At 50.2% G+C, this 22,657-nt stretch carries 16 protein-coding genes, 3 tRNA genes and 2 rRNA genes; 14 read left to right on the top strand and 7 right to left on the bottom strand.

What is annotated here, in order from left to right; translation table 11 throughout:
* Positions 1-157: 157 nt before the first annotated feature.
* Both polA and MON37_RS10335 read left to right on the top strand, forming a co-directional pair.
* Positions 158-2,947 carry a DNA polymerase I gene (gene polA, locus MON37_RS10340; RefSeq protein WP_039408208.1) on the top strand — a complete coding sequence of 930 codons (2,790 nt, stop codon included), beginning with the start codon at positions 158-160 and terminating at the stop codon, positions 2,945-2,947.
* 45 nt (positions 2,948-2,992) lie between these two features.
* Positions 2,993-5,617, top strand: a complete 2,625-nt coding sequence (locus MON37_RS10335; RefSeq protein ID WP_242883660.1) for a sel1 repeat family protein — start codon at positions 2,993-2,995, stop codon at positions 5,615-5,617.
* Between the two features lie 213 nt (positions 5,618-5,830).
* On the opposite strand, the gene MON37_RS10330 is transcribed toward MON37_RS10335, so the two are convergent.
* A complete protein-coding gene (locus MON37_RS10330; protein WP_242883531.1) occupies positions 5,831-6,796 on the bottom strand; it encodes an IS30 family transposase in 966 nt (321 codons plus the stop codon).
* 223 nt (positions 6,797-7,019) lie between these two features.
* Between MON37_RS10330 and MON37_RS10325 the strand changes: the two genes are divergently transcribed.
* Together MON37_RS10325 and MON37_RS10320 are read left to right on the top strand one after the other, a co-directional pair.
* The gene (locus MON37_RS10325; RefSeq protein WP_039405590.1) at positions 7,020-8,393 is read left to right on the top strand and encodes a Na+/H+ antiporter family protein; all 1,374 of its coding nucleotides are present in this window, start codon (positions 7,020-7,022) and stop codon (positions 8,391-8,393) included.
* The gene (locus MON37_RS10320; protein ID WP_003742919.1) at positions 8,394-8,621 is read left to right on the top strand and encodes a SlyX family protein; all 228 of its coding nucleotides are present in this window, start codon (positions 8,394-8,396) and stop codon (positions 8,619-8,621) included.
* Positions 8,622-8,689: 68 nt separating this feature from the next.
* Here the strand turns inward: MON37_RS10320 and MON37_RS10315 are convergent, their stop codons facing one another.
* The 3 genes from MON37_RS10315 to MON37_RS10305 all read right to left on the bottom strand — a co-directional run bounded on the left by MON37_RS10315 (position 8,690) and on the right by MON37_RS10305 (position 10,376).
* Positions 8,690-9,016 (bottom strand): rhodanese-like domain-containing protein, encoded by a 327-nt coding sequence (locus MON37_RS10315; RefSeq protein ID WP_019270395.1) that lies wholly within the window; start codon positions 9,014-9,016, stop codon positions 8,690-8,692.
* A 97-nt stretch (positions 9,017-9,113) separates the two neighbouring features.
* On the bottom strand, positions 9,114-9,770 hold the full coding sequence (locus MON37_RS10310) for a protein-L-isoaspartate O-methyltransferase family protein (RefSeq protein WP_039405600.1): 657 nt from the start codon (positions 9,768-9,770) through the stop codon (positions 9,114-9,116).
* A gap of 102 nt (positions 9,771-9,872) precedes the next feature.
* Entirely contained in the window at positions 9,873-10,376 is a 504-nt protein-coding gene (locus MON37_RS10305; RefSeq protein WP_099048406.1) for a GAF domain-containing protein, read from the bottom strand.
* Between the two features lie 183 nt (positions 10,377-10,559).
* On the opposite strand from MON37_RS10305, the gene tpiA reads away from it, so the two are divergent.
* From tpiA to MON37_RS10285, 4 genes are all read left to right on the top strand, one after another.
* Positions 10,560-11,333, top strand: a complete 774-nt coding sequence (tpiA, locus tag MON37_RS10300) for a triose-phosphate isomerase (RefSeq protein ID WP_003759302.1) — start codon at positions 10,560-10,562, stop codon at positions 11,331-11,333.
* A 7-nt stretch (positions 11,334-11,340) separates the two neighbouring features.
* Positions 11,341-11,703: a preprotein translocase subunit SecG gene (gene secG, locus MON37_RS10295; RefSeq protein ID WP_039405607.1), complete on the top strand. Its 363-nt coding sequence runs from the start codon at positions 11,341-11,343 to the stop codon at positions 11,701-11,703.
* A gap of 13 nt (positions 11,704-11,716) precedes the next feature.
* A tRNA-Leu gene (locus tag MON37_RS10290) sits at positions 11,717-11,802 on the top strand.
* A gap of 338 nt (positions 11,803-12,140) precedes the next feature.
* Positions 12,141-12,368 carry an integrase arm-type DNA-binding domain-containing protein gene (locus MON37_RS10285; protein ID WP_239650757.1) on the top strand — a complete coding sequence of 76 codons (228 nt, stop codon included), beginning with the start codon at positions 12,141-12,143 and terminating at the stop codon, positions 12,366-12,368.
* A gap of 128 nt (positions 12,369-12,496) precedes the next feature.
* Here MON37_RS10285 and MON37_RS10280 read toward each other — a convergent pair whose 3' ends face one another.
* Positions 12,497-13,120 (bottom strand): TIGR01621 family pseudouridine synthase, encoded by a 624-nt coding sequence (locus MON37_RS10280; RefSeq protein ID WP_039405609.1) that lies wholly within the window; start codon positions 13,118-13,120, stop codon positions 12,497-12,499.
* Positions 13,121-13,130: 10 nt separating this feature from the next.
* Complete coding sequence (locus tag MON37_RS10275) at positions 13,131-13,703, bottom strand: TMEM165/GDT1 family protein (protein WP_039405613.1); 573 nt, start codon at positions 13,701-13,703, stop codon at positions 13,131-13,133.
* 332 nt (positions 13,704-14,035) lie between these two features.
* On the opposite strand from MON37_RS10275, the gene MON37_RS10270 reads away from it, so the two are divergent.
* Positions 14,036-14,623, top strand: a complete 588-nt coding sequence (locus tag MON37_RS10270) for a YdcF family protein (protein ID WP_039405616.1) — start codon at positions 14,036-14,038, stop codon at positions 14,621-14,623.
* Positions 14,624-14,749: 126 nt separating this feature from the next.
* Here the strand turns inward: MON37_RS10270 and ffh are convergent, their stop codons facing one another.
* Positions 14,750-16,120 carry a signal recognition particle protein gene (gene ffh, locus MON37_RS10265; protein ID WP_039405619.1) on the bottom strand — a complete coding sequence of 457 codons (1,371 nt, stop codon included), beginning with the start codon at positions 16,118-16,120 and terminating at the stop codon, positions 14,750-14,752.
* Positions 16,121-16,236: 116 nt separating this feature from the next.
* On the opposite strand from ffh, the gene MON37_RS10260 reads away from it, so the two are divergent.
* The 5 genes from MON37_RS10260 to MON37_RS10240 all read left to right on the top strand — a co-directional run bounded on the left by MON37_RS10260 (position 16,237) and on the right by MON37_RS10240 (position 22,607).
* Complete coding sequence (locus MON37_RS10260) at positions 16,237-17,043, top strand: cytochrome C assembly family protein (RefSeq protein WP_039405622.1); 807 nt, start codon at positions 16,237-16,239, stop codon at positions 17,041-17,043.
* Positions 17,044-17,485: 442 nt separating this feature from the next.
* Positions 17,486-19,026 (top strand): 16S ribosomal RNA (locus MON37_RS10255).
* Positions 19,027-19,127: 101 nt separating this feature from the next.
* Positions 19,128-19,204: transfer RNA gene (locus MON37_RS10250), tRNA-Ile, on the top strand.
* A 5-nt stretch (positions 19,205-19,209) separates the two neighbouring features.
* Positions 19,210-19,285: transfer RNA gene (locus MON37_RS10245), tRNA-Ala, on the top strand.
* Positions 19,286-19,715: 430 nt separating this feature from the next.
* Positions 19,716-22,607: ribosomal RNA gene (locus MON37_RS10240) — 23S ribosomal RNA — on the top strand.
* The 16S and 23S rRNA genes sit together here with 2 tRNA genes alongside, the layout of an rRNA operon.
* Positions 22,608-22,657: the final 50 nt, after the last annotated feature.

Raw genomic sequence — 22,657 nt, 5'->3', positions numbered from 1 at the left:
ACCTTTTTTACGGCAATGTCTAACGGTATGGATGTAGAAAGGGGAGGGCGTTTTGAGTGGAACGTGTTATGCCATGAAAACTTGCTTTCAGACGACCTCTTGTCTTTTCCTTTATAATCCGTCCATCTATTTTTCACTCATTTCAAGCAGGTTCACCATGTCCAAACCCACTCTCCTCCTTGTTGACGGCTCTTCTTATCTCTACCGCGCTTATCACGCGATGGCGCAGTTGTCCGCGCCTGACGGTGCGCCGACGGGTGCGCTTTACGGCGTGTTGAACATGCTGCGCCGGCTGCGGGCGGATTATGTGCATGATTATTGCGCGGTGGTGTTTGATGCGAAGGGCAAGAATTTCCGCCACGAGATGTTCCCCGACTACAAGGCGACGCGCCCGCCGATGCCGGACGATTTGCGCCCGCAGGCGGAAGCCTTGCCGGATTTGGTGCGGTTGATGGGCTGGCCGGTGTTGGTCATTCCGCAAGTCGAAGCGGACGACGTTATCGGCACGCTGGCGGCGATGGCTGGCGAAGCGGGTTGGAATGTGGTGGTGTCCACCGGCGATAAGGACATGGCGCAGCTGGTGAACGAGCGCGTAACGCTGGTGAACACAATGAGCGGCGAAACGCTGGACATTGAAGGCGTGAAGGAAAAATTCGGCGTGCGCCCCGACCAAATCCGCGATTATCTCGCGCTGATGGGCGACAAGGTGGACAACGTGCCGGGCGTGGAAAAATGCGGCCCGAAAACGGCGGTGAAGTGGTTGGAAGCCTACGGCTCGCTGGCTGGTGTGATGGAACACGCTGCGGAAATCAAGGGCAAGGTCGGCGAAAACCTGCAAGCTGCACTGCCCCAACTGCCGCTTTCGTATGACTTGGTGACGATTAAAACCGATGTAGATTTACACACCGAGCTTTCAGACGGCCTCGAAAGCCTGCGCCGCACTTCGCCGAAATGGTCGCAGCTTGCGGTCGATTTCAAACGCTGGGGCTTCCGCACTTGGCTGAAAGAAGCGGAAAGCCGTATGCACGAAGCGGCAGACGGCGATTTGTTCGGCAGCGATACGATAGGCGAACAGGCGGCGTTGGACATGGAAACGTCGTCTGAAAGGCTACCTGAAAAAGCCGTTGCCCCCGAAAAGCTGGATTATCAAGCCGTTACCACCGAAGCGCAGTTTACCGCCTTGTTGGACAAACTGTCTCAGACGGACAAAATCGGCATCGACACGGAAACCACATCCTTAGACGCGATGAACGCCGCGCTGGTCGGCATCAGCATCGCGTTCCAAGCAGGGGAGGCGGTTTACATCCCCGTAGGACACAGCCTGACTGCCGCGCCCGAACAGCTTGATTTGCAAGACGTATTAGGTCGTCTGAAACCGCATTTGGAAAACCCCGCCCTGAAAAAAATCGGGCAAAACCTCAAATACGACCAACACGTTTTCGCCAACTACGGCATCGCCCTGAACGGCATTGCCGGCGACGCCATGCTCGCTTCCTACATCATCGAGAGCCATCTCGGACACGGCTTGGACGAATTGTCCGAACGCTGGCTCGGCTTGGAAACCATTACCTACGAATCGCTATGCGGCAAAGGCGCGAAACAAATCGGTTTTGCCGACGTCGCCATCGAGCAGGCAACCGAATACGCCGCCCAAGACGCAGATTTCGCCCTGCGCCTCGAAGCGCACCTGCGCGCGCAGATGGACGCCAAACAGCTTGAAATGTATGAAAAAATGGAGCTGCCCGTCGCGCAGGTATTGTTTGAAATGGAACGCAACGGCGTACAAATCGACCGCGCCGAGCTCGCCCGCCAAAGCGCAGAACTCGGCGCAGAGCTGATGAAGCTCGAACAAGAAGCCTACGCCGCCGCAGGCCAGCCGTTCAACCTCAACTCTCCGAAACAGCTGCAAGAAATCCTGTTCGACAAAATGGGCATCCCCACCAAAGGCCTGAAAAAAACCGCCAAAGGCGGCATTTCCACCAACGAAGCCGTGCTCGAACAGCTCGCACCCGACTACCCCCTGCCCAAAATCATCCTGCAAAACCGCAGCCTGGCAAAACTCAAATCCACCTACACCGACAAACTGCCCGAAATGATTTCCCCCAAAGACGGCCGCGTGCATACCACCTACGCCCAAGCCGTCGCCATCACCGGCCGCCTCGCCAGCAACAACCCCAACCTGCAAAACATCCCCATCCGCACCGCCGAAGGCCGCCGCGTGCGCCGCGCCTTCACCGCACCGCAAGGCAGCGTCATCGTTTCCGCCGACTATTCCCAAATCGAGCTGCGCATCATGGCGCACCTCTCCGGCGACAAAACCCTCATCGCCGCGTTCCAAAACGGCGAAGACGTACACCGCCGCACCGCCGCCGAAGTGTTCGGCATCGCCCCCGAAAACGTCTCGTCCGAACAACGCCGCTACGCCAAAACCATCAACTTCGGCCTCATTTACGGCATGGGCCAATACGGCCTCGCCAAATCGCTGGGCATAGACAACCTGTCCGCCAAAACCTTCATCGACCGCTACTTCGCCCGCTACCCCGGCGTCGCCGAATACATGCAGCGCACCAAAGAACAAGCCGCCGCCCAAGGCTTCGTCGAAACCCTGTTCGGCCGCCGCCTCTACCTGCCCGACATCCATAACAAAAACGCCAACGCCCGCGCCGGAGCCGAACGCGCCGCCATCAACGCCCCCATGCAGGGCACCGCCTCCGACCTCATCAAACGCGCCATGATAGACGTGTCCCACTGGCTGGTTTCAGACGACCTGAAGAGCAAGCTGATTATGCAGGTGCATGACGAATTGGTGCTGGAAGTCCCCGAAGCCGAACTAGATTTAGTGAAAGAAAAACTGCCGCAGATTATGGCGAAAGTGGATGATGGGATGTTGAAAGTGCCGCTGGTGGCGGAAGTGGGCGTGGGGATGAATTGGGAAGAGGCGCATTGAGATGTTATGGCGTTTAACAGATTGTTTTGAGAAAGGGATAAAGTAATGAATGTTCAAGATTTAATTGAAGAAAGTGCAGCGTTATTCAATAACAAAAAATTTGACGAAGCGATTGAAAAGCTGAATCAGGCTTTAGATGGAATTGAAGATAAAAATAGCCAAATTCAAGAGCAAAACGATATTCAGTTTTGGCTTGGCCGTTGCTATTTAGAGCAGGCGAAGCAAGCCGAAGGAAAGGATGCAGCTGAGTTGTTTGAGCAGGCAGTTAAACATCACCAACAGCAATTGAAGCTTGCCGAACAGCTGGAAGACAAGCAAAACAGGCTTCAACGACAAACCTATGCCCAATTTTGGTTAGGCCACTGCTCTTTTGAGCAGGCGATGAAAGCCAAAGGCAAGGAGTCGGAACAATTATTTGGACAGGCAGTTGAACATTTCCAACAGCAATTGAGTCTTGCCGAGCAGCTGGCAGACAAGCAAAACAGCCTTCAACAACAAACCAATGCCCAATCTTGGTTAGGCCGCTGCTCTTTTGAGCAGGCGATGAAAGCCAAAGGCAAGGAGTCGGAACAGTTATTTGGACAGGCAGTTGAACATTTCCAACAGCAATTGAGTCTTGCCGAGCAGCTGGCAGACAAGCAAAACAGCCTTCAACAACAAATCAATGCCCAATCTTGGTTAGGCCGCTGCTCTTTTGAGCAGGCGATGAAAGCCAAAGGCAAGGAGTCGGAACAATTATTTGGACAGGCAGTTGAACATTTCCAACAGCAATTGAGTCTTGCCGAGCAGCTGGCAGACAAGCAAAACAGCCTTCAACAACAAATCTATGTCCAATCTTGGTTAGGCCGCTGCTCTTTTGAGCAGGCGATGAAAGCCAAAGGCAAGGAGTCGGAACAGTTATTTGGACAGGCAGTTGAACATTTCCAACAGCAATTGAGTCTTGCCGAGCAGCTGGCAGACAAGCAAAACAGCCTTCAACAACAAATCAATGCCCAATCTTGGTTAGGCCGCTGCTCTTTTGAGCAGGCGATGAAAGCCAAAGGCAAGGAGTCGGAACAATTATTTGGACAGGCAGTTGAACATTTCCAACAGCAATTGAGTCTTGCCGAGCAGCTGGCAGACAAGCAAAACAGCCTTCAACAACAAATCTATGTCCAATCTTGTTTAGGCCGCTGCTCTTTTGAGCAGGCGATGAAAGCCAAAGGCAAGGAGTCGGAACAATTATTTGGACAGGCAGTTGAACATTTCCAACAGCAATTGAGTCTTGCCGAGCAGCTGGCAGACAAGCAAAACAGCCTTCAACAACAAGTCTATGCCCAATCTTGGTTAGGCCGCTGTTATTTCGATCAGGCAGTTAAGATTAAAGATGAAGATTCTTCTAAGGTCAAAGAGTTAACTGAAAAGGCTTTTGAATATTTTTTATTTTCCTTCAATAATTTGTCTCAATTAAAGGATAAGTTAGAAAGAAATAGAGCTGATAAGATTATTCGCCAATACTTAAGAGAAATTTGTTTTCTTCAAGAAGAATGGCAAAGTTATTTTGATCAGAAAAAGCAGAGTATACGGGAAAAATTATTCCAAAATAAAAAAGACAACTTAACCGATGCTATCTCCACCATTCTGGCAGTTTTAAATATCCCACCTATGGAATTAGGGTCAATTCCTCTTGCCCATTACACTTCGCCTTCAGTATGCGAAAGATTATTCGGCATTGTCAGTGATAAAGCTAATGGTAAAGCTGATGATAACTATCCTGTTGACAATAACAAGGTTAGTCCGATGAGAATCGGCAGCTCCACTTATATGAACGATCCGACCGAAGGGGAAGGACTGTTGGAGTTTTTGAATCTGCAGGATTTGGAATTGGAAAACAAGGCTGATTGTCCTGTCCATAATGCTTTCTTTACCTGTTTTTCCAGCCGCGTCAACGATCTGAACCAGTTCCGCCTGTATGGCAAAGAAAACGGCGTGGAAGCATCAGGCTGCTGCTTGGTATTTAATAAAGAGGGAAATTGGCTGAAGGAATCTGATGTTTCCGCCTCATTCCGTAGCATGGTAAAAAAAGGGAGAGATGGATATTCAGATGAACAGCTAGTAGAAGCAGATATACCTAATTCAGATTTTGAAGATGATAACCTGCCGCTTTATCAGGTAGCTTATATCGCTTATTACGATGAATATATTGCTAAGGAAAAATGCACAATATGGCTACCCTATACAAGAAGACCAAAATTCGGTATTCGACTAAAGCCAGTTGGGAAAAATCTAAAATGGCATAAGTTCCGTATTAAGGAGCTTAGAGCAGCGTTAACGAAGTTAATTAAAAACTCTAATAAAATCAAAAATGAAGACGGAAAGGCTTTAGAATATATCCGCTATCTGTTTAAAGATTTTGCTTTCCGTGACGAAGAAGAGTTCCGACTGCTGAAAATCGAACAAATCGGTTCGGACAAAATCAAATATTGTGAAACCACAAAATCCGTCTATCTGCCTTATGCCGATATACGCGATATTGTGGACGAAGTGATTTTGGGGACGAATTACGAAAAGAGCGGAAAAGAGCGCAAGGCGGAAGTTTTTCAGCACTTGATGCGGAAGCATTATCCAAAAGTTAAAGTTTCCCGCTCGTCGTTGCCGATTAATGCCAATCCGCCGATTAAGAAGGATTAGCCAGCAGTAGGTCGGATACTTGTATCCGACAAAAGCCTGCCATCTCAAAAACCGTCAGATTCGAGAATCTGACCTACTGAAACTGGGCATCGGGTGTAGGTGTGTACGGTACGCATGCACGCGGTGCTTGCAACCCAAAACCCATCCAAGGTCGTCTGAAAACTTGTTTCACTTGTTTTCAGACGACCTTGGATTCGGATTTCAAGTGCAACACTAGGGTACCAGTGGTTGGAACAGATTTAAGAATAAAACACTTGGCGTTTCGTAGCCAAGTGTTTTTCTCGGCCGGTGGTTCAACTCATCTTGAACCCTGCGTATCTCCCGATCGCTGATGTTTCGGAAATCGGTTTGTTTGGGGAAATATTGCCGGATGAGTCCATTGGTGTTCTCATTCAGCCCTTTCTCCCAAGAATGGTAAGGGCGGCAAAAATAGGTTTTCGCCTTCAATGCTTTGGCTATTTTGGTGTGTTGGTAGAACTCTTTGCCGTTATCCATGGTGATGGTGTGGACTCTGGCTTTATATGCCTTTAATACCCTAATGGCCGCCCGGGCAGTGTCTTCGGCTTTTAAGTTCTTTAATTTGCAGATGATGGTGTAGCGGGTAACGCGTTCGACCAAGGTCAATAACGCGCTTTTCTGATTTTTGCCGACGATGGTGTCGGCCTCCCAATCGCCGATGCGGGTTTTCTGGTCGACGATAGCAGGTCGGTTCTCTATGCCGACGCGGTTGGGCACTTTGCCTCTGGTCCATGTGCTGCCGTAGCGTTTGCGGTAGGGTTTGCTGCATATTCTGAGATGTTGCCACAAAGTGCCGCCGTTGCTTTTGTCTTGGCGAAGGTAGCGGTAAACGGTGCTGTGATGGAGTGTGATCCCGTGGTGTTTATGCAGGTAGGCACATACTTGTTCGGGACTGAGTTTGCGGCGGATAAGGGTGTCGATGTGTTGAACCAGCTGCGAATCGAGCTTATAGGGTTTTCGCCGGTGCTGTTTGGTCAGCCGGCTTTGCTTCTGTGCTTTTTCGGCGCTGTATTGCTGTCCTTGGATGCAGTGCCGCTTGATTTCGCGGCTGATGGTGCTTTTGTGGCGGTTGAGCTGTTTGGCGATTTCGGCGATGGTGCAGTGGCGGGACAGGTATTGGATATGGTATCGTTCGTCTTGGGTCAGTTGTGTGTAGCTCATGGCAATCTTTCTTGCAGGAAAGGCCGTATGCTACCGCATACTGGCCTTTTTCTGTTATGGAAAGTTGCACTTCAAATGCGAATCCGCCGACCTTTATTTTGGGCAGCGGGGTAGGGGCGTCTGAAAGGCGGCTTGCCCTAGCCCGTTAAATCATGTTAGGTTATGATGTTTCTTTTAATATATGAATAGATGACGACAGGTCGTCTGAAACGGAGAACAAGGCATGAATGCCGTAGTGATTGCAGTAATCGTGATGCTCGTATTGTCGCTGTCGCGGGTACACGTCGTATTGAGCCTGACTGTCGGTGCGTTCGTCGGCGGACTGGTGGCGGGAATGCCGCTGGAAAACGTCGTGGATGCGGCAGGCAATGTTACGCAGTCGGGGATTATTCCCGTGTTTAACGAAGGTTTGAAGGGCGGCGCGCGGATTTCTTTGTCTTATGCGATGCTCGGTGCGTTCGCGATGGCGATTACCTATTCGGGGCTGCCGCAGCAGCTTGCGGGCGGCATTATCCGCAAACTCAACAACAGTCAGGATGCCGCGAAAGGCGAAAGTTCGGTGAAATGGACGCTGTTGCTGATTATTTTGGCGATGGGCATCATGAGTCAAAACGTCGTGCCTATCCATATCGCGTTTATTCCGATGATTATTCCGCCGCTTTTGCTGGTGTTTAACCGTCTGAAAGTCGACCGCCGCCTGGTGGCGTGTGTGATTACGTTCGGTTTGGTGACGACTTATATGTTCCTGCCTTACGGCTTCGGCGCGATTTTCTTGAACGACATCCTCTTGGGCAACATCAAATCTGCGGGTATGGACGTAAAAGGCATCAGCGTCATGCATGCGATGGCGATTCCTGCGCTGGGTATGGTGACGGGGCTGCTGGCGGCGTTTGTCCACTACCGCAAATCACGCATTTATCAAACCAATACCGTCGATACGGAAGACAACCGCGAAGCATCCGAACAGCCCCAGCCTTCGGCTTACCGCAGTCTGGTGGCGGCGGTGGCAATCGGCGTGTGCTTTGCGATTCAGTTGATGTATGAAGATTCGCTGGTGTTGGGCGCGATGCTGGGGTTTGCCGTCTTTATGATGCTCGGCGTGATGAACCGAGATGCCGCCAGCGATGTGTTCGGCGAAGGCATCAAAATGATGGCGATGGTCGGTTTCATCATGATTGCGGCGCAAGGCTTTGCGGCAGTCATGACCGCGACAGGCGAAATCAAACCGCTGGTCGAACACAGTATGCAACTTTTCGGCGGCAATAAAGGCATGGCGGCATTTGCCATGTTGTTTGTCGGATTATTGGTTACTATGGGTATCGGCTCTTCTTTCTCCACTTTGCCGATTATTACCGCGATTTATGTGCCGCTGTGTATCAGCCTCGGCTTCTCGCCGCTGGCAACCGTCGCCATCGTCGGTACGGCAGGTGCATTGGGCGACGCCGGTTCGCCAGCGTCCGACTCGACGCTCGGCCCGACCATGGGTTTGAACGCCGACGGGCAACACGACCACATCCGCGACTCTGTCATCCCAACCTTTATCCACTACAATATCCCGCTGATGATTGCGGGCTGGATTGCCGCGATGGTGCTGTAAATGAGCGAAATGGACGAATTGGAACACCGCATCACCGAGCTGGAAATCCAAACCGCGCTTCAGGAAGACTTAATCGGCAGCCTGAACGATACGGTGGCGAAAATGCAGCAGACTCTGGATTTACAGCAGGCGCAGTTAAGGCTGCTTTATCAGAAAATGCAGGACAAAGGCGCAAACGGAGAGCGCGAACCTTACAGCCTGCGTGATGAAATTCCGCCGCATTATTGAAGCGGAAATATGAAAGAAGGTCGTCTGAAAAACCTGAATCAAGGTTTTTAGGCGACCTTTTAGCGTTATCAATATCTCGCCATCGCCCCATCCACCTGTAAAGCCCAAGCATCAATCCCGCCTTGCAGGTTAAACAGATTTTCAAAACCCGCGTCCGCCAGATACATTGCCGTATGCAGGCTGCGGATGCCGTGGTGGCAGTAAACGACAATCGGCAAATCGTCGTCGGGCAGCTCGTTTTGGCGCAGCGGAATCAGGTTCATCGGGATATGGATGGCGTCAGGCAGGGCGCAGACGGCGGTTTCCTCGTCGGTGCGCACGTCCAGCAGATGGAACGCGCGGCCTTCTTCCTGCCATTGTTGCAGTTGCAGCGGGGTGAGTTGCGGGATCGTCATGATGTTGTGTGTGTGAAATGATGGAAACGATGAAAGGTCGTCTGAAAACGTTTCGCCATGTCCGGCTGGTTTTCAGACGACCTTTGATTTCAAAAGATTAAAAATCGAAATCGCCGAAAGGACGGTTTTCTTTGTCGTCCAAATGCGCGACCAGCGTGTCGAACAGGACTTTTTCTTCAAATTCGTCGCCCTTGCGCGTAATCAACAGCGCGCGCTGTACCGGCCGGCGGCCGACGATGACTGCCATGCGGCCGCCGTCTTTCAACTGCTCTTTCAACACTTCAGGCACGCGGTCCACTGCGCCGCCGACGTAAACCGCATCAAACGGCGCGCCCGCGGAAGGCTCGGTCAGCCCGTTGTTTTGCACATAATCGATATTGTTCAAAGCCAAGCCGTCCAACACTGCTTTGGCGCGGTTTTGCTGCTCGGCATCGAGGTCGTCTGAAACCACTTTACCCGCCAGTTTCGCCAAAAGCGCGGTCGCATAGCCCGAACCCGTACCGATTTCCAAAACCGTATCGGTTTGCGTCAGCTTCAAGCCCTGAGCCAACCGCGCTACGATTTTCGGCTCGAGCATCTTATGTCCGTTGGCAAGCGGCAGCTCCATGTCGGCATACGCCAAACCCTGCAAAGACTCGCTCACGAAACGCTCGCGCGGAATTTCCTCCAACGCGTCCAAAACGTCAAAATCCAATACATCCCACGGACGGATTTGCTGTTCGACCATATTGAACCGCGCTTTTTCAAAATCCATTTTGTGCTCCGTTAAATAATTGTTTTAGCAATGGCAGACATTATAAAACCACACTCCCGCCGCGCCAACTTCAGCGCGCGCCGCCCGCCCGTTTTTTCGGTCTCAAGCCGCCTGACGCGAAGCCTTAAACCGCTTCTCCAAAATCTTCGCCAGTTCGCCCAAATACAAAGCATCCGTTTCATCAAACTGTGCCAAATGCTTGCTGTCCACATCCAACACACCAATACAGAGGTCGTCTGAAAACAGCGGAACCACAATTTCCGAACGCGACAAAGACGAGCAGGCAATATGGTCGGGATGCGCATTGACATCTTTGACGACCATCGTCTCGCCCTTCGCCCAAGCCTGACCGCACACCCCGCGTCCGAACGAAATCCGCGTACACGCCAAAGGCCCCTGAAACGGCGCCAAAACCAATTCGTCCGTACGCGTATCGACCAAATAAAAACCCACCCAAAACCAGCCGAACGCTTCCTTCAAAACCGCCGCCGTGTTCGCCAAATTCGCCACCCAATCCGTCTCGTCCGCCACCACAGACTCAATCTGCGGCAATACCTCCCGATAAAGCGCAGCCTTGTCCGAAGCCGAAAAATGAAGCGCGTGCATAGCCATGTCCTATATATGTGTATATCAAGCAGTTATTATAAAACAGGTCGTCTGAAACAGCATTTCAGACGACCCCGGGCATCCCGTTTCAAGTTGCTAACCCGTCGCATATCCACTAAACTTCACGTTACATCGCGCTACACGCAGCGTACAGCCAAAGAAACACAACACGGAGCAAAAAAGATGTATCACCAAATCGGAATGTGGGATCAAAAATGGGTCATCGGCAACTGGAAAATGAACGGCCGACTCCAAAACAACAACGCACTCATGCACCGCTTCCGCATCATGCCCACCGCCGAACGCGTCCTAATCGGCCTCGCCGCCCCGACCGTTTACCTGTTGCAACTGCACAACGCCATGCAGATTGTCCTCAACAACCGCATCCTCACCTGCGCCCAAGACGTCAGCCGCTTCCCCAACAACGGCGCCTACACAGGCGAAGTTTCCGCAGAAATGCTCGCCGACATCGGCACAGACATCGTCCTCATCGGACACTCCGAACGAAGCCTCTATTTCGGTGAGAAAAACGAAATCCAACGCCGCAAAATGGAAAACGTCCTCAACGTAGGTCTGATTCCCCTATTGTGCGTCGGCGAAAGCCTTGAGGAGCGCGAAGCCGGCAAAGAACACGAAGTCATCGCCCACCAACTCTCCGTATTGCATGGACTGAACACCAAAAACATCGCCGTCGCCTACGAACCGGTATGGGCAATCGGCACCGGCAAAGTCGCCACCGTAGAACAAATTGCCGACATGCACGCATTCATCTACAAAGAAATCTTGTCTTTGTGCGGAAGCGATGTTAAAATCCGCGTTCTTTACGGCGGAAGTGTGAAAGCAGACAATGCAGCCGACATCTTCGCAGTACCTCATGTAGACGGCGCATTGGTTGGCGGCGCGTCATTATCATATGACTCATTTACCGCCATCATCAACGCAGCACAAGCCTCGTAGAAAACATATGGAAGCCTTTAAAACCCTTATCTGGATTATTAATATTATTTCCGCTTTGTCGGTGGTTGTGTTAGTATTGCTGCAACACGGCAAAGGCGCGGACGCAGGCGCGACCTTCGGGTCAGGCAGCGGCAGCGCACAGGGCGTATTCGGTTCCGCAGGCAACGCAAACTTCCTGAGCCGCGCAACCGCCATCGCAGCGACTTTCTTCTTCGCAACCTGCATGGCAATGGTTTATATCCATACCCATACAAACAAACACGGTTTGGATTTCAGCAATGTGAAACAAACCCAGCAGGCTCCGAAACCTGCCGCTCCCGCTGAAAACCAACCCACACCTGCTGCACCCGCTCCTCAGCAGCAGAAATAAAAGTTTTCAAAATGCCGACATGGTGAAATTGGTAGACACGCTATCTTGAGGGGGTAGTGGCCGTAGGCTGTGCGAGTTCAAATCTCGCTGTCGGCACCAACATACAAAAACGCTTAGAAATTCTAGGCGTTTTTTTTCGTTTAATCCTGTCTAATGCCATCAACCAATCTCAATAAATACAAGGCTTTCAGGCTGATTGCTATCCTATTGTCTTCTTCCTGATTGTATAATTTCGTCTAATTCAGCCTAATTGAAGCAACCTAAAATTTACGGTATCTTTTGCGGTATCTGAAAAATACCTCGAAAAAATACCGTAAAAATGAAGCTGAACGACCGATAAATCAAAAACGCCAAGCCTGCCGAAAAACCGTTCAAGCTGAATGACGGCAAGGGCTTGTATCTGTATATCAATACGAGCGGCGGGAAGTTATGGCGGTTTGACTTTTCGCATAACGGCAAAAGAGAAAACATTTACTATCGGCAAATATCCGACCATATCACTGGTAGAAGCCCGCCAAGCCGCTGAAAACGCCCGCCGTTTGCTTGTATCGGGGCAAGACCCCAGCGAAGCCAAGCAACAGGAAAAACGCGAACGGCAAGCCGCCGCTTTAAATACCTTTGAATCAATCGCCCGCCGCTGGCATACCGACAATCTACACCGTTGAAAAGAAAACCACGCCGCCGGTATTATTTTCGACTTTGAAAGGTGTTGCCCTAACTACCCGCTTTCTTAGCGGTTTTTTATTTTCGATTATCTGATGCGATACACGAAACCTTGTCAGATATTTTGGATTTATTCATAAATGAGATCCAATGGCGGCCATTCCTCACTCAAGGGCGCGACGATTTCAAACGTCTGATCCTGATAATCAAATTTTATTTTCCACGCATGAAGGAACATCCTCGATGCAGGCTTCCCGCCGTAGAGCGTATCGCCCAAAATCGGACTACCCAAACTTTTCATGGCGACACGAAGCTGGTGGGTTTTGCCCGTATGTGGATGTAGGACGAACAAACGCAAGCCGGGTTCTAAACTATGGCTGTTAAACTCGGTCACGGCGGGATTTTCCATACTGCGCATCAGTTTCCATGTGCCGCGCCGCGATTTTTCCATATCACCTTTGATCCAACCCTGTTTCTTAGACGGCTTGTCCGTTCCCAGCGCCAAATAAGTTTTACGCATGGTTTTGGCGGCAAATTGCTGCGCCAGCGCCGACGCGCTTTGCGGGTTCAGGGCAAACAGCAGCACGCCGCTGGTCAGTTTGTCCAAGCGGTGCAGCAGCCAAACCTGCTCAAGACCGAGCTGCGCCGCCAGCGTCTGCGTCAGGCTGACTTCGCCCTCTTCCTGATGTACGGATACGCCGCAAGGTTTGTTGATGGCGACAAAATCCGGATGCCTAAATAAGATTTCCCACATTTCAGACGACCTATTTCAACATAATGCCGCCACCGGACAAAGTGATGGCGCCCAATACGCAAAACAGTACGCAGGCGGAAATCCGCACGGCTTTGGCGGGGATTTTTTTCATGAGCATATCGCCCAGATAAACCACTGGGACAGTTGCCAACATCAATCCGGTAACGCTGCCGAGTACGACCATGGATAAGGATTGGTATTTTGCCGCCAGCAAGACCGTGGTGATTTGGGTTTTGTCGCCGATTTCCGCCATGAAAAACAGAAAAACCGTCGCCCCGAACGCGCCGTATTTGAGCCAACGGCTGTCGGGATTTTCATCTTTATCGGGTAGGAGCAGCCACAAACCGACCGCGATGAAACTGATGCCGACCGTCCATTTGACGGTATCTGGGGAAACGGTTTCCGCCAGCCATACGCCGATAAATGCGGAGACCAAATGATTCAGTAAAGTGGCAATGAAGATGCCGGAGACTACCGCGTTTTTCTGGGCGAAACGAGCGGCAAGGAAAAGGGCGAGCAGTTGCGTTTTATCGCCGATTTCGGCAATGGCAACGCCCAACATTGAAGAGAAAAATGCTTCCATAAGATACTCAACCGAAGCGGGCAAAAACAAAAAGCGTTGCACATACCGCCCGCAAGGGTATGGACAACGCTTACGTCTTGCCTGTCTTCCTGTTGTCAGGAAGATGCCGCCACCATGACCGATCTTTGTCGAACTCGGTCAATTATGTTGATAACGGCTCTGATTGTCAGTGAAAATCAGATGGCTACTCCCGTAAGAGTGTGCGCATTATAAAGATGGAAGGGGAGGGATGCAATAAGTAATTGGCGGCTAAGGGGGTCGTCTGAAACCTTGGAAGATGGTGAAAGAGATTATGCTATGATGCCCAAAGGTCAAAATCCACCGGAGTATTAATGCAAAAGTATTGGATATTGTGCATCGTTTGTCTTTTGGTATGGTGTGCTGTTTTGAGCTGGCTGCATCTATGTGCAGTCAATGTGGAAAAAAGGTCGTCTGAAACCCTGTCTTCTGCCGATATTGCTGTTGTCTTGGGTAATGCTGTTAACCGCAGAGGAAAACCGAATCCTTGTTTGCGCTCGCGGGTTGAAGCTGGTGTCAGGCTGTATCGGCAAGGTAAGGTGGGTGAATTGCTGATGAGCGGAGGAACGGACGGGGACGGCAGCAATGAAGCTCAAACTATGCGCGATATGGCCGTGGAAATGGGCGTACCGTCCGAAAAAATACGATTGGAAGAACATTCGGAAAGTACATATGAAAATATTGTGCTGAGTGTACCGAAGCTACGGGATGCGAACGAAATCATCATTGTCAGCGATGCTTTTCATCTTGCGCGTGCCTCTTGGCTTGCCAAGCGTTATTGGCAGGGTAAAACTGTTGAATTGTATGCTTCAGGGGCGTGCGGTGATTCGACGGTAAATTATTTGCGCAAACTGTCTCGGGAGGTGCTTGCATGGGTAAAGGCGGTTGCACTTTACAGTTAGGGGCTGACTATTATTTTTTATAATAGTAGATGGCCATGCTTTTGACTGACTAGAATCTCAATATGAAGAGGTCGTCTGAAAACCCAATTTCAGTTTTCAGACGACCTCCCTTATATTTCCTGCCGATTACATTCCGGGGAACATTCCTTTCATGCCCTTCATGCCTTTTGCCATACGCATCAGTTTGCCCAGTCCTTTCCCGCTGAACATTTTCATGACTTGTTGTGATTGTTCGAACTGTTTAAGCATTTTGTTGACTTCCTCTACGCTGGTGCCGGCACCTGCAGCAATGCGGCGTTTGCGGCTGGCTTTGAGCAGGGCTGGGTTGGCGCGTTCTTTGGGTGTCATGGAGTTGATGATGGCTTCGACTTTACCCATGGCTTTTTCTGCCGTGCCTTCGGGAATTTGTTTGGAAATCTGACCCAGTTCGCCCGGCATTTTTGACATCAGGCTTTCCAGCCCGCCCATATTGCGCATTTGCTGGATTTGTTCTTTAAAATCATTGAGGTCGAAGCCTTTGCCTTTTTGCAGCTTTTTCGCCATTTTGGCGGCAGCTTCTTCGTCTATGCCTTTTTGGACATCTTCAATCAGGCTTAATACGTCGCCCATACCGAGGATACGGCTGGCGATGCGGTCTGGGTAGAAGGGCTCGAGTCCTGTGATTTTTTCACCGATACCGATAAATTTGATAGGTTTTCCGGTGACGTGGCGCACAGACAATGCCGCGCCGCCGCGTGAATCGCCGTCCATTTTGGTCAGGATGACGCCGGTCAGCGGCAAGGCTTCGTTAAATGCTTGGGCGGTGTTTACAGCGTCTTGACCCAACATGGCATCGACGACGAATAAAGTTTCTACGGGATTGACGGCTGCGTGCAGTGCTTTGATTTCATTCATCATTTCTTCGTCAATTGCCAAGCGTCCGGCGGTATCGACCATCAAGACGTCGTAAAAGTGTTTTTTTGCATAATCAATCGCAGCAGTGGCAATTTCGACAGGTTTCTGATTGGAGTCGGAAGGGAAGAAGTCAATGCCGACTTGCTCAGCCAAAAGGCGCAACTGTTCGATAGCGGCAGGGCGGTACACGTCGGCTGAAACGACCAAGACTTTTTTCTTCTGTTCATTTTTCAGCAGGCGGGCGAGTTTGCCGACGGTGGTGGTTTTACCGGCACCTTGCAGACCTGCCATTAAAACGACAGCAGGCGGTACAGCTGCCAAGTCCAAAGAGGAATTTTCCTTGCCCATCAATTCGATCAGGGCTTGGTTGACGACGCCGATAAAGGCTTGATCAGGGGTCAGGCTGCCGGCAACTTCCTGCCCGAGGGCTTTTTCTTTGACGTTGTTGACAAATTCTTTTACGACGGGCAGGGCTACGTCCGCTTCGAGCAGGGCAAGGCGGACTTCCCGCAGCGCCTCTTTGATGTTGTCTTCTCTCAGTTTTGCTTGACCGCGGATATTTTTGAAAACTTTACTAAAGCGGTTGGTTAAGTTGTCTAACATGCTTGTCCTTGGTAATGATAATAGCTGCCCTGTTCGGGGCATTCTTTGCTAAAATAAAATTGAGATTATTTTACACTATCGCGTGCGGTTATGTATGCGCGCCAAGAAAGTTTGTTATGCCGACTATCCTGATTTGCCTGATACTGGTGTATGCCGGATTGGGTATATTCGTTTGGTTCAACCACAAGACCCGAGATATTAAAGATTATCCCCTAAAAGCCGAACTGGCAGTTTTGGGTGCCGCGTTAACTATGCACGGTGCCGTATTGCTCATGCCCGTCATTCAAGACAAAGTATTGATTATGGGCTTCGGTTATTCCGTCAGTTTAATTGTATGGTTAATGCTACTGGTGTATTTCGTTGGTAGTTTTTTCTATCGTCTGCGCGGATTGCAGCTGCTTTTATATCCTTGCGCAGCGTTTACCTTATTATTGGGTGCGCTGTTTCCGGGTAAATATGTTGGTTACCAAATCAATGATTTGCCGTTTATGTCGCACATTGGTACATCGTTGCTGGCATACGGTTTATTCGGTATTGTGACCTTGTTTGCCGTTTTGATTTTGCTGCTCAACCGTAACCTGCATAGGCGACGTGTTTCCAGTTTGTCCGGTTTTCTGCCGTCTTTACTGAGTTTGGAAAAGCTCATGTTCCAGGGGATGTGGGTAGGTTTTATCTTATTAACCTATTCGGTTGTCAGCGGGACATTTTTTGCAGAGGCTGTATTTGGTAAACCTGTTACATTTACCCATAAAACCGTATTCGGCATCCTCTCATGGATAATTTATGGTTCGTTGCTGCTTAAGCACAGTATGACGGCATGGCGGGGAAAAAAAGCAGCCGTTTGGACAATCATCGGGTTTGTCAGCCTAATGTTCGCTTATGTAGGAAGCAAGTTTGTATTGGAAATCTTGCTGCAGCGTTAAGATGAGAGTTATTCGGGTAATAGTGCATTTGGATTAATAAAGGTCGTCTGAAAGGGATTTCAGACGACCTTTGGTGTTTTTGATTTGAAATAAAAGTCTTTGTATTTCAGGTTGTTGTTAGGTTTTGTGGAATTTTTTGTTATTTGGGAGTTGACGGTTTTTGAGGGTAGGGGTATAGTTCGGTTCTTCGCTGCTTTGGCGGTGATTGTAACGAACAGGTAAGTATATCACAGTTGGTCTGATTTTTCGAGGTTTCGAGAAAAGTTTTGATTGACAACGAGATGAAATGCTTTATAATTCGTTTTTGCTCTTTAACAAAACAGATTACCGATAAGTGTGAGTGCGACAGCCTCACACTGTTTGAAAGACAGACAAGATGATGTTTTAGACATTGTCCTGTTGGTTTCTTTGAAGCAGACCAGAAGTTAAAAAGTTAGAGATTGAACATAAGAGTTTGATCCTGGCTCAGATTGAACGCTGGCGGCATGCTTTACACATGCAAGTCGGACGGCAGCACAGAGAAGCTTGCTTCTTGGGTGGCGAGTGGCGAACGGGTGAGTAACATATCGGAACGTACCGAGCAGTGGGGGATAACTAATCGAAAGATTAGCTAATACCGCATATATTCTGAGGAAGAAAGCAGGGGACCATTTGGCCTTGCGCTGTTTGAGCGGCCGATATCTGATTAGCTAGTTGGTGGGGTAAAGGCCTACCAAGGCGACGATCAGTAGCGGGTCTGAGAGGATGATCCGCCACACTGGGACTGAGACACGGCCCAGACTCCTACGGGAGGCAGCAGTGGGGAATTTTGGACAATGGGCGAAAGCCTGATCCAGCCATGCCGCGTGTCTGAAGAAGGCCTTCGGGTTGTAAAGGACTTTTGTCAGGGAAGAAAAGGGCGGGGTTAATACCCCTGTCTGATGACGGTACCTGAAGAATAAGCACCGGCTAACTACGTGCCAGCAGCCGCGGTAATACGTAGGGTGCGAGCGTTAATCGGAATTACTGGGCGTAAAGCGGGCGCAGACGGTTACTTAAGCAGGATGTGAAATCCCCGGGCTCAACCTGGGAACTGCGTTCTGAACTGGGTGACTAGAGTGTGTCAGAGGGAGGTAGAATTCCACGTGTAGCAGTGAAATGCGTAGAGATGTGGAGGAATACCGATGGCGAAGGCAGCCTCCTGGGATAACACTGACGTTCATGCCCGAAAGCGTGGGTAGCAAACAGGATTAGATACCCTGGTAGTCCACGCCCTAAACGATGTCGATTAGCTGTTGGGCAGCATGACTGCTTAGTAGCGAAGCTAACGCGTGAAATCGACCGCCTGGGGAGTACGGTCGCAAGATTAAAACTCAAAGGAATTGACGGGGACCCGCACAAGCGGTGGATGATGTGGATTAATTCGATGCAACGCGAAGAACCTTACCTGGTCTTGACATGTACGGAATCCTCCAGAGACGGAGGAGTGCCTTCGGGAGCCGTAACACAGGTGCTGCATGGCTGTCGTCAGCTCGTGTCGTGAGATGTTGGGTTAAGTCCCGCAACGAGCGCAACCCTTGTCATTAGTTGCCATCATTAAGTTGGGCACTCTAATGAGACTGCCGGTGACAAGCCGGAGGAAGGTGGGGATGACGTCAAGTCCTCATGGCCCTTATGACCAGGGCTTCACACGTCATACAATGGTCGGTACAGAGGGTAGCCAAGCCGCGAGGTGGAGCCAATCTCACAAAACCGATCGTAGTCCGGATTGCACTCTGCAACTCGAGTGCATGAAGTCGGAATCGCTAGTAATCGCAGGTCAGCATACTGCGGTGAATACGTTCCCGGGTCTTGTACACACCGCCCGTCACACCATGGGAGTGGGGGATACCAGAAGTAGGTAGGGTAACCGCAAGGAGCCCGCTTACCACGGTATGCTTCATGACTGGGGTGAAGTCGTAACAAGGTAGCCGTAGGGGAACCTGCGGCTGGATCACCTCCTTTCTAGAGAAAGAAGAGGCTGTCGTATTCACACTTATCGGTAAACTGTAGAAGATGCGGAAAAATGCTTGAGTGAAGACAAGATTCGCTTAAGAAGAGAATCCGGGTTTGTAGCTCAGCTGGTTAGAGCACACGCTTGATAAGCGTGGGGTCGGAGGTTCAAGTCCTCCCAGACCCACCAAGAACGGGGGCATAGCTCAGTTGGTAGAGCACCTGCTTTGCAAGCAGGGGGTCATCGGTTCGATCCCGTTTGCCTCCACCAATACTTTCCAAATCAAAGCGAGTTAAAAGGCAGTGTAACTGCTTTCTTTTTTTCTAAAGAGAAGTCTGCTGACGAATCAGTTTGACGGAAAAAGAAAGGCTGCTATAATAATCAGCTCATTTTGATTTGCGAAGTAAATAGCAATATTGAACGCATCGATCTTTAACAAATTGGAAAGCCGAAATCAACAAACAAAGACAATGTGTCTGTTTTTGATGATTGACCGATTGCAAACGGTCAGTTGTCTCCTGAACAGGAAAAGAAAAACAGGTACAGTATTTGGGTGATGATTGTATCGACTTAATCCCGAAAGACAAAAGGCGGGATTAAGACACAACAAGCAGTAAGCTTTATCAGAGTAGGAAATTCAAGTTTGATGTTCTAGTCAACGGAATATCAGGCAAAGTCAGAGAAGTTCTTGAAATGATAGAGTCAAGTGAATAAGTGCATCAGGTGGATGCCTTGGCGATGATAGGCGATGAAGGACGTGTAAGCCTGCGAAAAGCGTGGGGGAGCTGGCAATAAAGCTATGATCCCGCGGTGTCCGAATGGGGAAACCCACTGCATTCTGTGCAGTATCCTAAGTTGAATACATAGACTTAGAGAAGCGAACCCGGAGAACTGAACCATCTAAGTACCCGGAGGAAAAGAAATCAACCGAGATTCCGCAAGTAGTGGCGAGCGAACGCGGAGGAGCCTGTACGTAATAACTGTCGAGATAGAAGAACAAGCTGGGAAGCTTGACCATAGTGGGTGATAGTCCCGTATTCGAAATCTCAACAGTGGTACTAAGCGTACGAAAAGTAGGGCGGGACACGTGAAATCCTGTCTGAATATGGGGGGACCATCCTCCAAGGCTAAATACTCATCATCGACCGATAGTGAACCAGTACCGTGAGGGAAAGGCGAAAAGAACCCCGGGAGGGGAGTGAAATAGAACCTGAAACCTGATGCATACAAACAGTGGGAGCACCCATGTGGTGTGACTGCGTACCTTTTGTATAATGGGTCAACGACTTACATTCAGTAGCGAGCTTAACCGAATAGGGGAGGCGTAGGGAAACCGAGTCTTAATAGGGCGAACAGTTGCTGGGTGTAGACCCGAAACCGAGTGATCTATCCATGGCCAGGTTGAAGGTGCCGTAACAGGTACTGGAGGACCGAACCCACGCATGTTGCAAAATGCGGGGATGAGCTGTGGATAGGGGTGAAAGGCTAAACAAACTCGGAGATAGCTGGTTCTCCCCGAAAACTATTTAGGTAGTGCCTCGAGCAAGACACTGATGGGGGTAAAGCACTGTTATGGCTAGGGGGTTATTGCAACTTACCAACCCATGGCAAACTAAGAATACCATCAAGTGGTTCCTCGGGAGACAGACAGCGGGTGCTAACGTCCGTTGTCAAGAGGGAAACAACCCAGACCGCCAGCTAAGGTCCCAAATGATAGATTAAGTGGTAAACGAAGTGGGAAGGCCCAGACAGCCAGGATGTTGGCTTAGAAGCAGCCATCATTTAAAGAAAGCGTAATAGCTCACTGGTCGAGTCGTCCTGCGCGGAAGATGTAACGGGGCTCAAATCTATAACCGAAGCTGCGGATGCCAGTTTACTGGCATGGTAGGGGAGCGTTCTGTAGGCCGATGAAGGTGCATTGTAAAGTGTGCTGGAGGTATCAGAAGTGCGAATGTTGACATGAGTAGCGATAAAGCGGGTGAAAAGCCCGCTCGCCGAAAGCCCAAGGTTTCCTACGCAACGTTCATCGGCGTAGGGTGAGTCGGCCCCTAAGGCGAGGCAGAAATGCGTAGTCGATGGGAAACAGGTTAATATTCCTGTACTTGATTCAAATGCGATGTGGGGACGGAGAAGGTTAGGTTAGCAAGCTGTTGGAATAGCTTGTTTAAGCCGGTAGGTGGAAGACTTAGGCAAATCCGGGTCTTCTTAACACCGAGAAGTGACGACGAGTGTCTACGGACATGAAGTAACCGATACCACGCTTCCAGGAAAAGCCACTAAGCTTCAGTTTGAATCGAACCGTACCGCAAACCGACACAGGTGGGCAGGATGAGAATTCTAAGGCGCTTGAGAGAACTCGGGAGAAGGAACTCGGCAAATTGATACCGTAACTTCGGGAGAAGGTATGCCCTCTAAGGTTAAGGACTTGCTCCGTAAGCCTCGGAGGGTCGCAGAGAATAGGTGGCTGCGACTGTTTATTAAAAACACAGCACTCTGCTAACACGAAAGTGGACGTATAGGGTGTGACGCCTGCCCGGTGCTGGAAGGTTAATTGAAGATGTGAGAGCATCGGATCGAAGCCCCAGTAAACGGCGGCCGTAACTATAACGGTCCTAAGGTAGCGAAATTCCTTGTCGGGTAAGTTCCGACCCGCACGAATGGCGTAACGATGGCCACACTGTCTCCTCCCGAGACTCAGCGAAGTTGAAGTGGTTGTGAAGATGCAATCTACCCGCTGCTAGACGGAAAGACCCCGTGAACCTTTACTGTAGCTTTGCATTGGACTTTGAAGTCACTTGTGTAGGATAGGTGGGAGGCTTAGAAGCAGAGACGCCAGTCTCTGTGGAGCCGTCCTTGAAATACCACCCTGGTGTCTTTGAGGTTCTAACCCAGACCCGTAATCCGGGTCGGGGACCGTGCATGGTAGGCAGTTTGACTGGGGCGGTCTCCTCCCAAAGAGTAACGGAGGAGTTCGAAGGTTACCTAGGTCCGGTCGGAAATCGGACTGATAGTGCAATGGCAAAAGGTAGCTTAACTGCGAGACCGACAAGTCGAGCAGGTGCGAAAGCAGGACATAGTGATCCGGTGGTTCTGTATGGAAGGGCCATCGCTCAACGGATAAAAGGTACTCCGGGGATAACAGGCTGATTCCGCCCAAGAGTTCATATCGACGGCGGAGTTTGGCACCTCGATGTCGGCTCATCACATCCTGGGGCTGTAGTCGGTCCCAAGGGTATGGCTGTTCGCCATTTAAAGTGGTACGTGAGCTGGGTTTAAAACGTCGTGAGACAGTTTGGTCCCTATCTGCAGTGGGCGTTGGAAGTTTGACGGGGGCTGCTCCTAGTACGAGAGGACCGGAGTGGACGAACCTCTGGTGTACCGGTTGTAACGCCAGTTGCATAGCCGGGTAGCTAAGTTCGGAAGAGATAAGCGCTGAAAGCATCTAAGCGCGAAACTCGCCTGAAGATGAGACTTCCCTTGCGGTTTAACCGCACTAAAGAGTCGTTCGAGACCAGGACGTTGATAGGTGGGGTGTGGAAGCGCGGTAACGCGTGAAGCTAACCCATACTAATTGCTCGTGAGGCTTGACTCTATCATTTGAAGAACTTCAAATAAAAAGCTTACTGACTGATTCAGTCATCA

The organism is Morococcus cerebrosus, assembly GCF_022749515.1.
In the GTDB taxonomy this organism is placed as follows: domain Bacteria; phylum Pseudomonadota; class Gammaproteobacteria; order Burkholderiales; family Neisseriaceae; genus Neisseria; species Neisseria cerebrosa.
This window is presented reverse-complemented; position numbering and strand designations above follow the sequence as displayed.

Excerpts from the sequence above, each read along its gene's own strand:
- MON37_RS10325 (WP_039405590.1), top strand. The coding sequence starts at position 7,020 with ATGAATGCCGTAGTGATTGCAGTAATCGTGATGCTCGTATTGTCGCTG.
- MON37_RS10275 (WP_039405613.1), bottom strand. The coding sequence starts at position 13,703 with ATGGAAGCATTTTTCTCTTCAATGTTGGGCGTTGCCATTGCCGAAATC.
- MON37_RS10330 (WP_242883531.1), bottom strand. The coding sequence starts at position 6,796 with ATGAGCTACACACAACTGACCCAAGACGAACGATACCATATCCAATAC.
- MON37_RS10270 (WP_039405616.1), top strand. The coding sequence starts at position 14,036 with ATGCAAAAGTATTGGATATTGTGCATCGTTTGTCTTTTGGTATGGTGT.
- MON37_RS10315 (WP_019270395.1), bottom strand. The coding sequence starts at position 9,016 with ATGACGATCCCGCAACTCACCCCGCTGCAACTGCAACAATGGCAGGAA.
- MON37_RS10260 (WP_039405622.1), top strand. The coding sequence starts at position 16,237 with ATGCCGACTATCCTGATTTGCCTGATACTGGTGTATGCCGGATTGGGT.
- MON37_RS10335 (WP_242883660.1), top strand. The coding sequence starts at position 2,993 with ATGAATGTTCAAGATTTAATTGAAGAAAGTGCAGCGTTATTCAATAAC.
- tpiA (WP_003759302.1), top strand. The coding sequence starts at position 10,560 with ATGTATCACCAAATCGGAATGTGGGATCAAAAATGGGTCATCGGCAAC.
- MON37_RS10320 (WP_003742919.1), top strand. The coding sequence starts at position 8,394 with ATGAGCGAAATGGACGAATTGGAACACCGCATCACCGAGCTGGAAATC.
- polA (WP_039408208.1), top strand. The coding sequence starts at position 158 with ATGTCCAAACCCACTCTCCTCCTTGTTGACGGCTCTTCTTATCTCTAC.
- MON37_RS10280 (WP_039405609.1), bottom strand. The coding sequence starts at position 13,120 with ATGTGGGAAATCTTATTTAGGCATCCGGATTTTGTCGCCATCAACAAA.
- MON37_RS10310 (WP_039405600.1), bottom strand. The coding sequence starts at position 9,770 with ATGGATTTTGAAAAAGCGCGGTTCAATATGGTCGAACAGCAAATCCGT.
- secG (WP_039405607.1), top strand. The coding sequence starts at position 11,341 with ATGGAAGCCTTTAAAACCCTTATCTGGATTATTAATATTATTTCCGCT.
- ffh (WP_039405619.1), bottom strand. The coding sequence starts at position 16,120 with ATGTTAGACAACTTAACCAACCGCTTTAGTAAAGTTTTCAAAAATATC.
- MON37_RS10305 (WP_099048406.1), bottom strand. The coding sequence starts at position 10,376 with ATGCACGCGCTTCATTTTTCGGCTTCGGACAAGGCTGCGCTTTATCGG.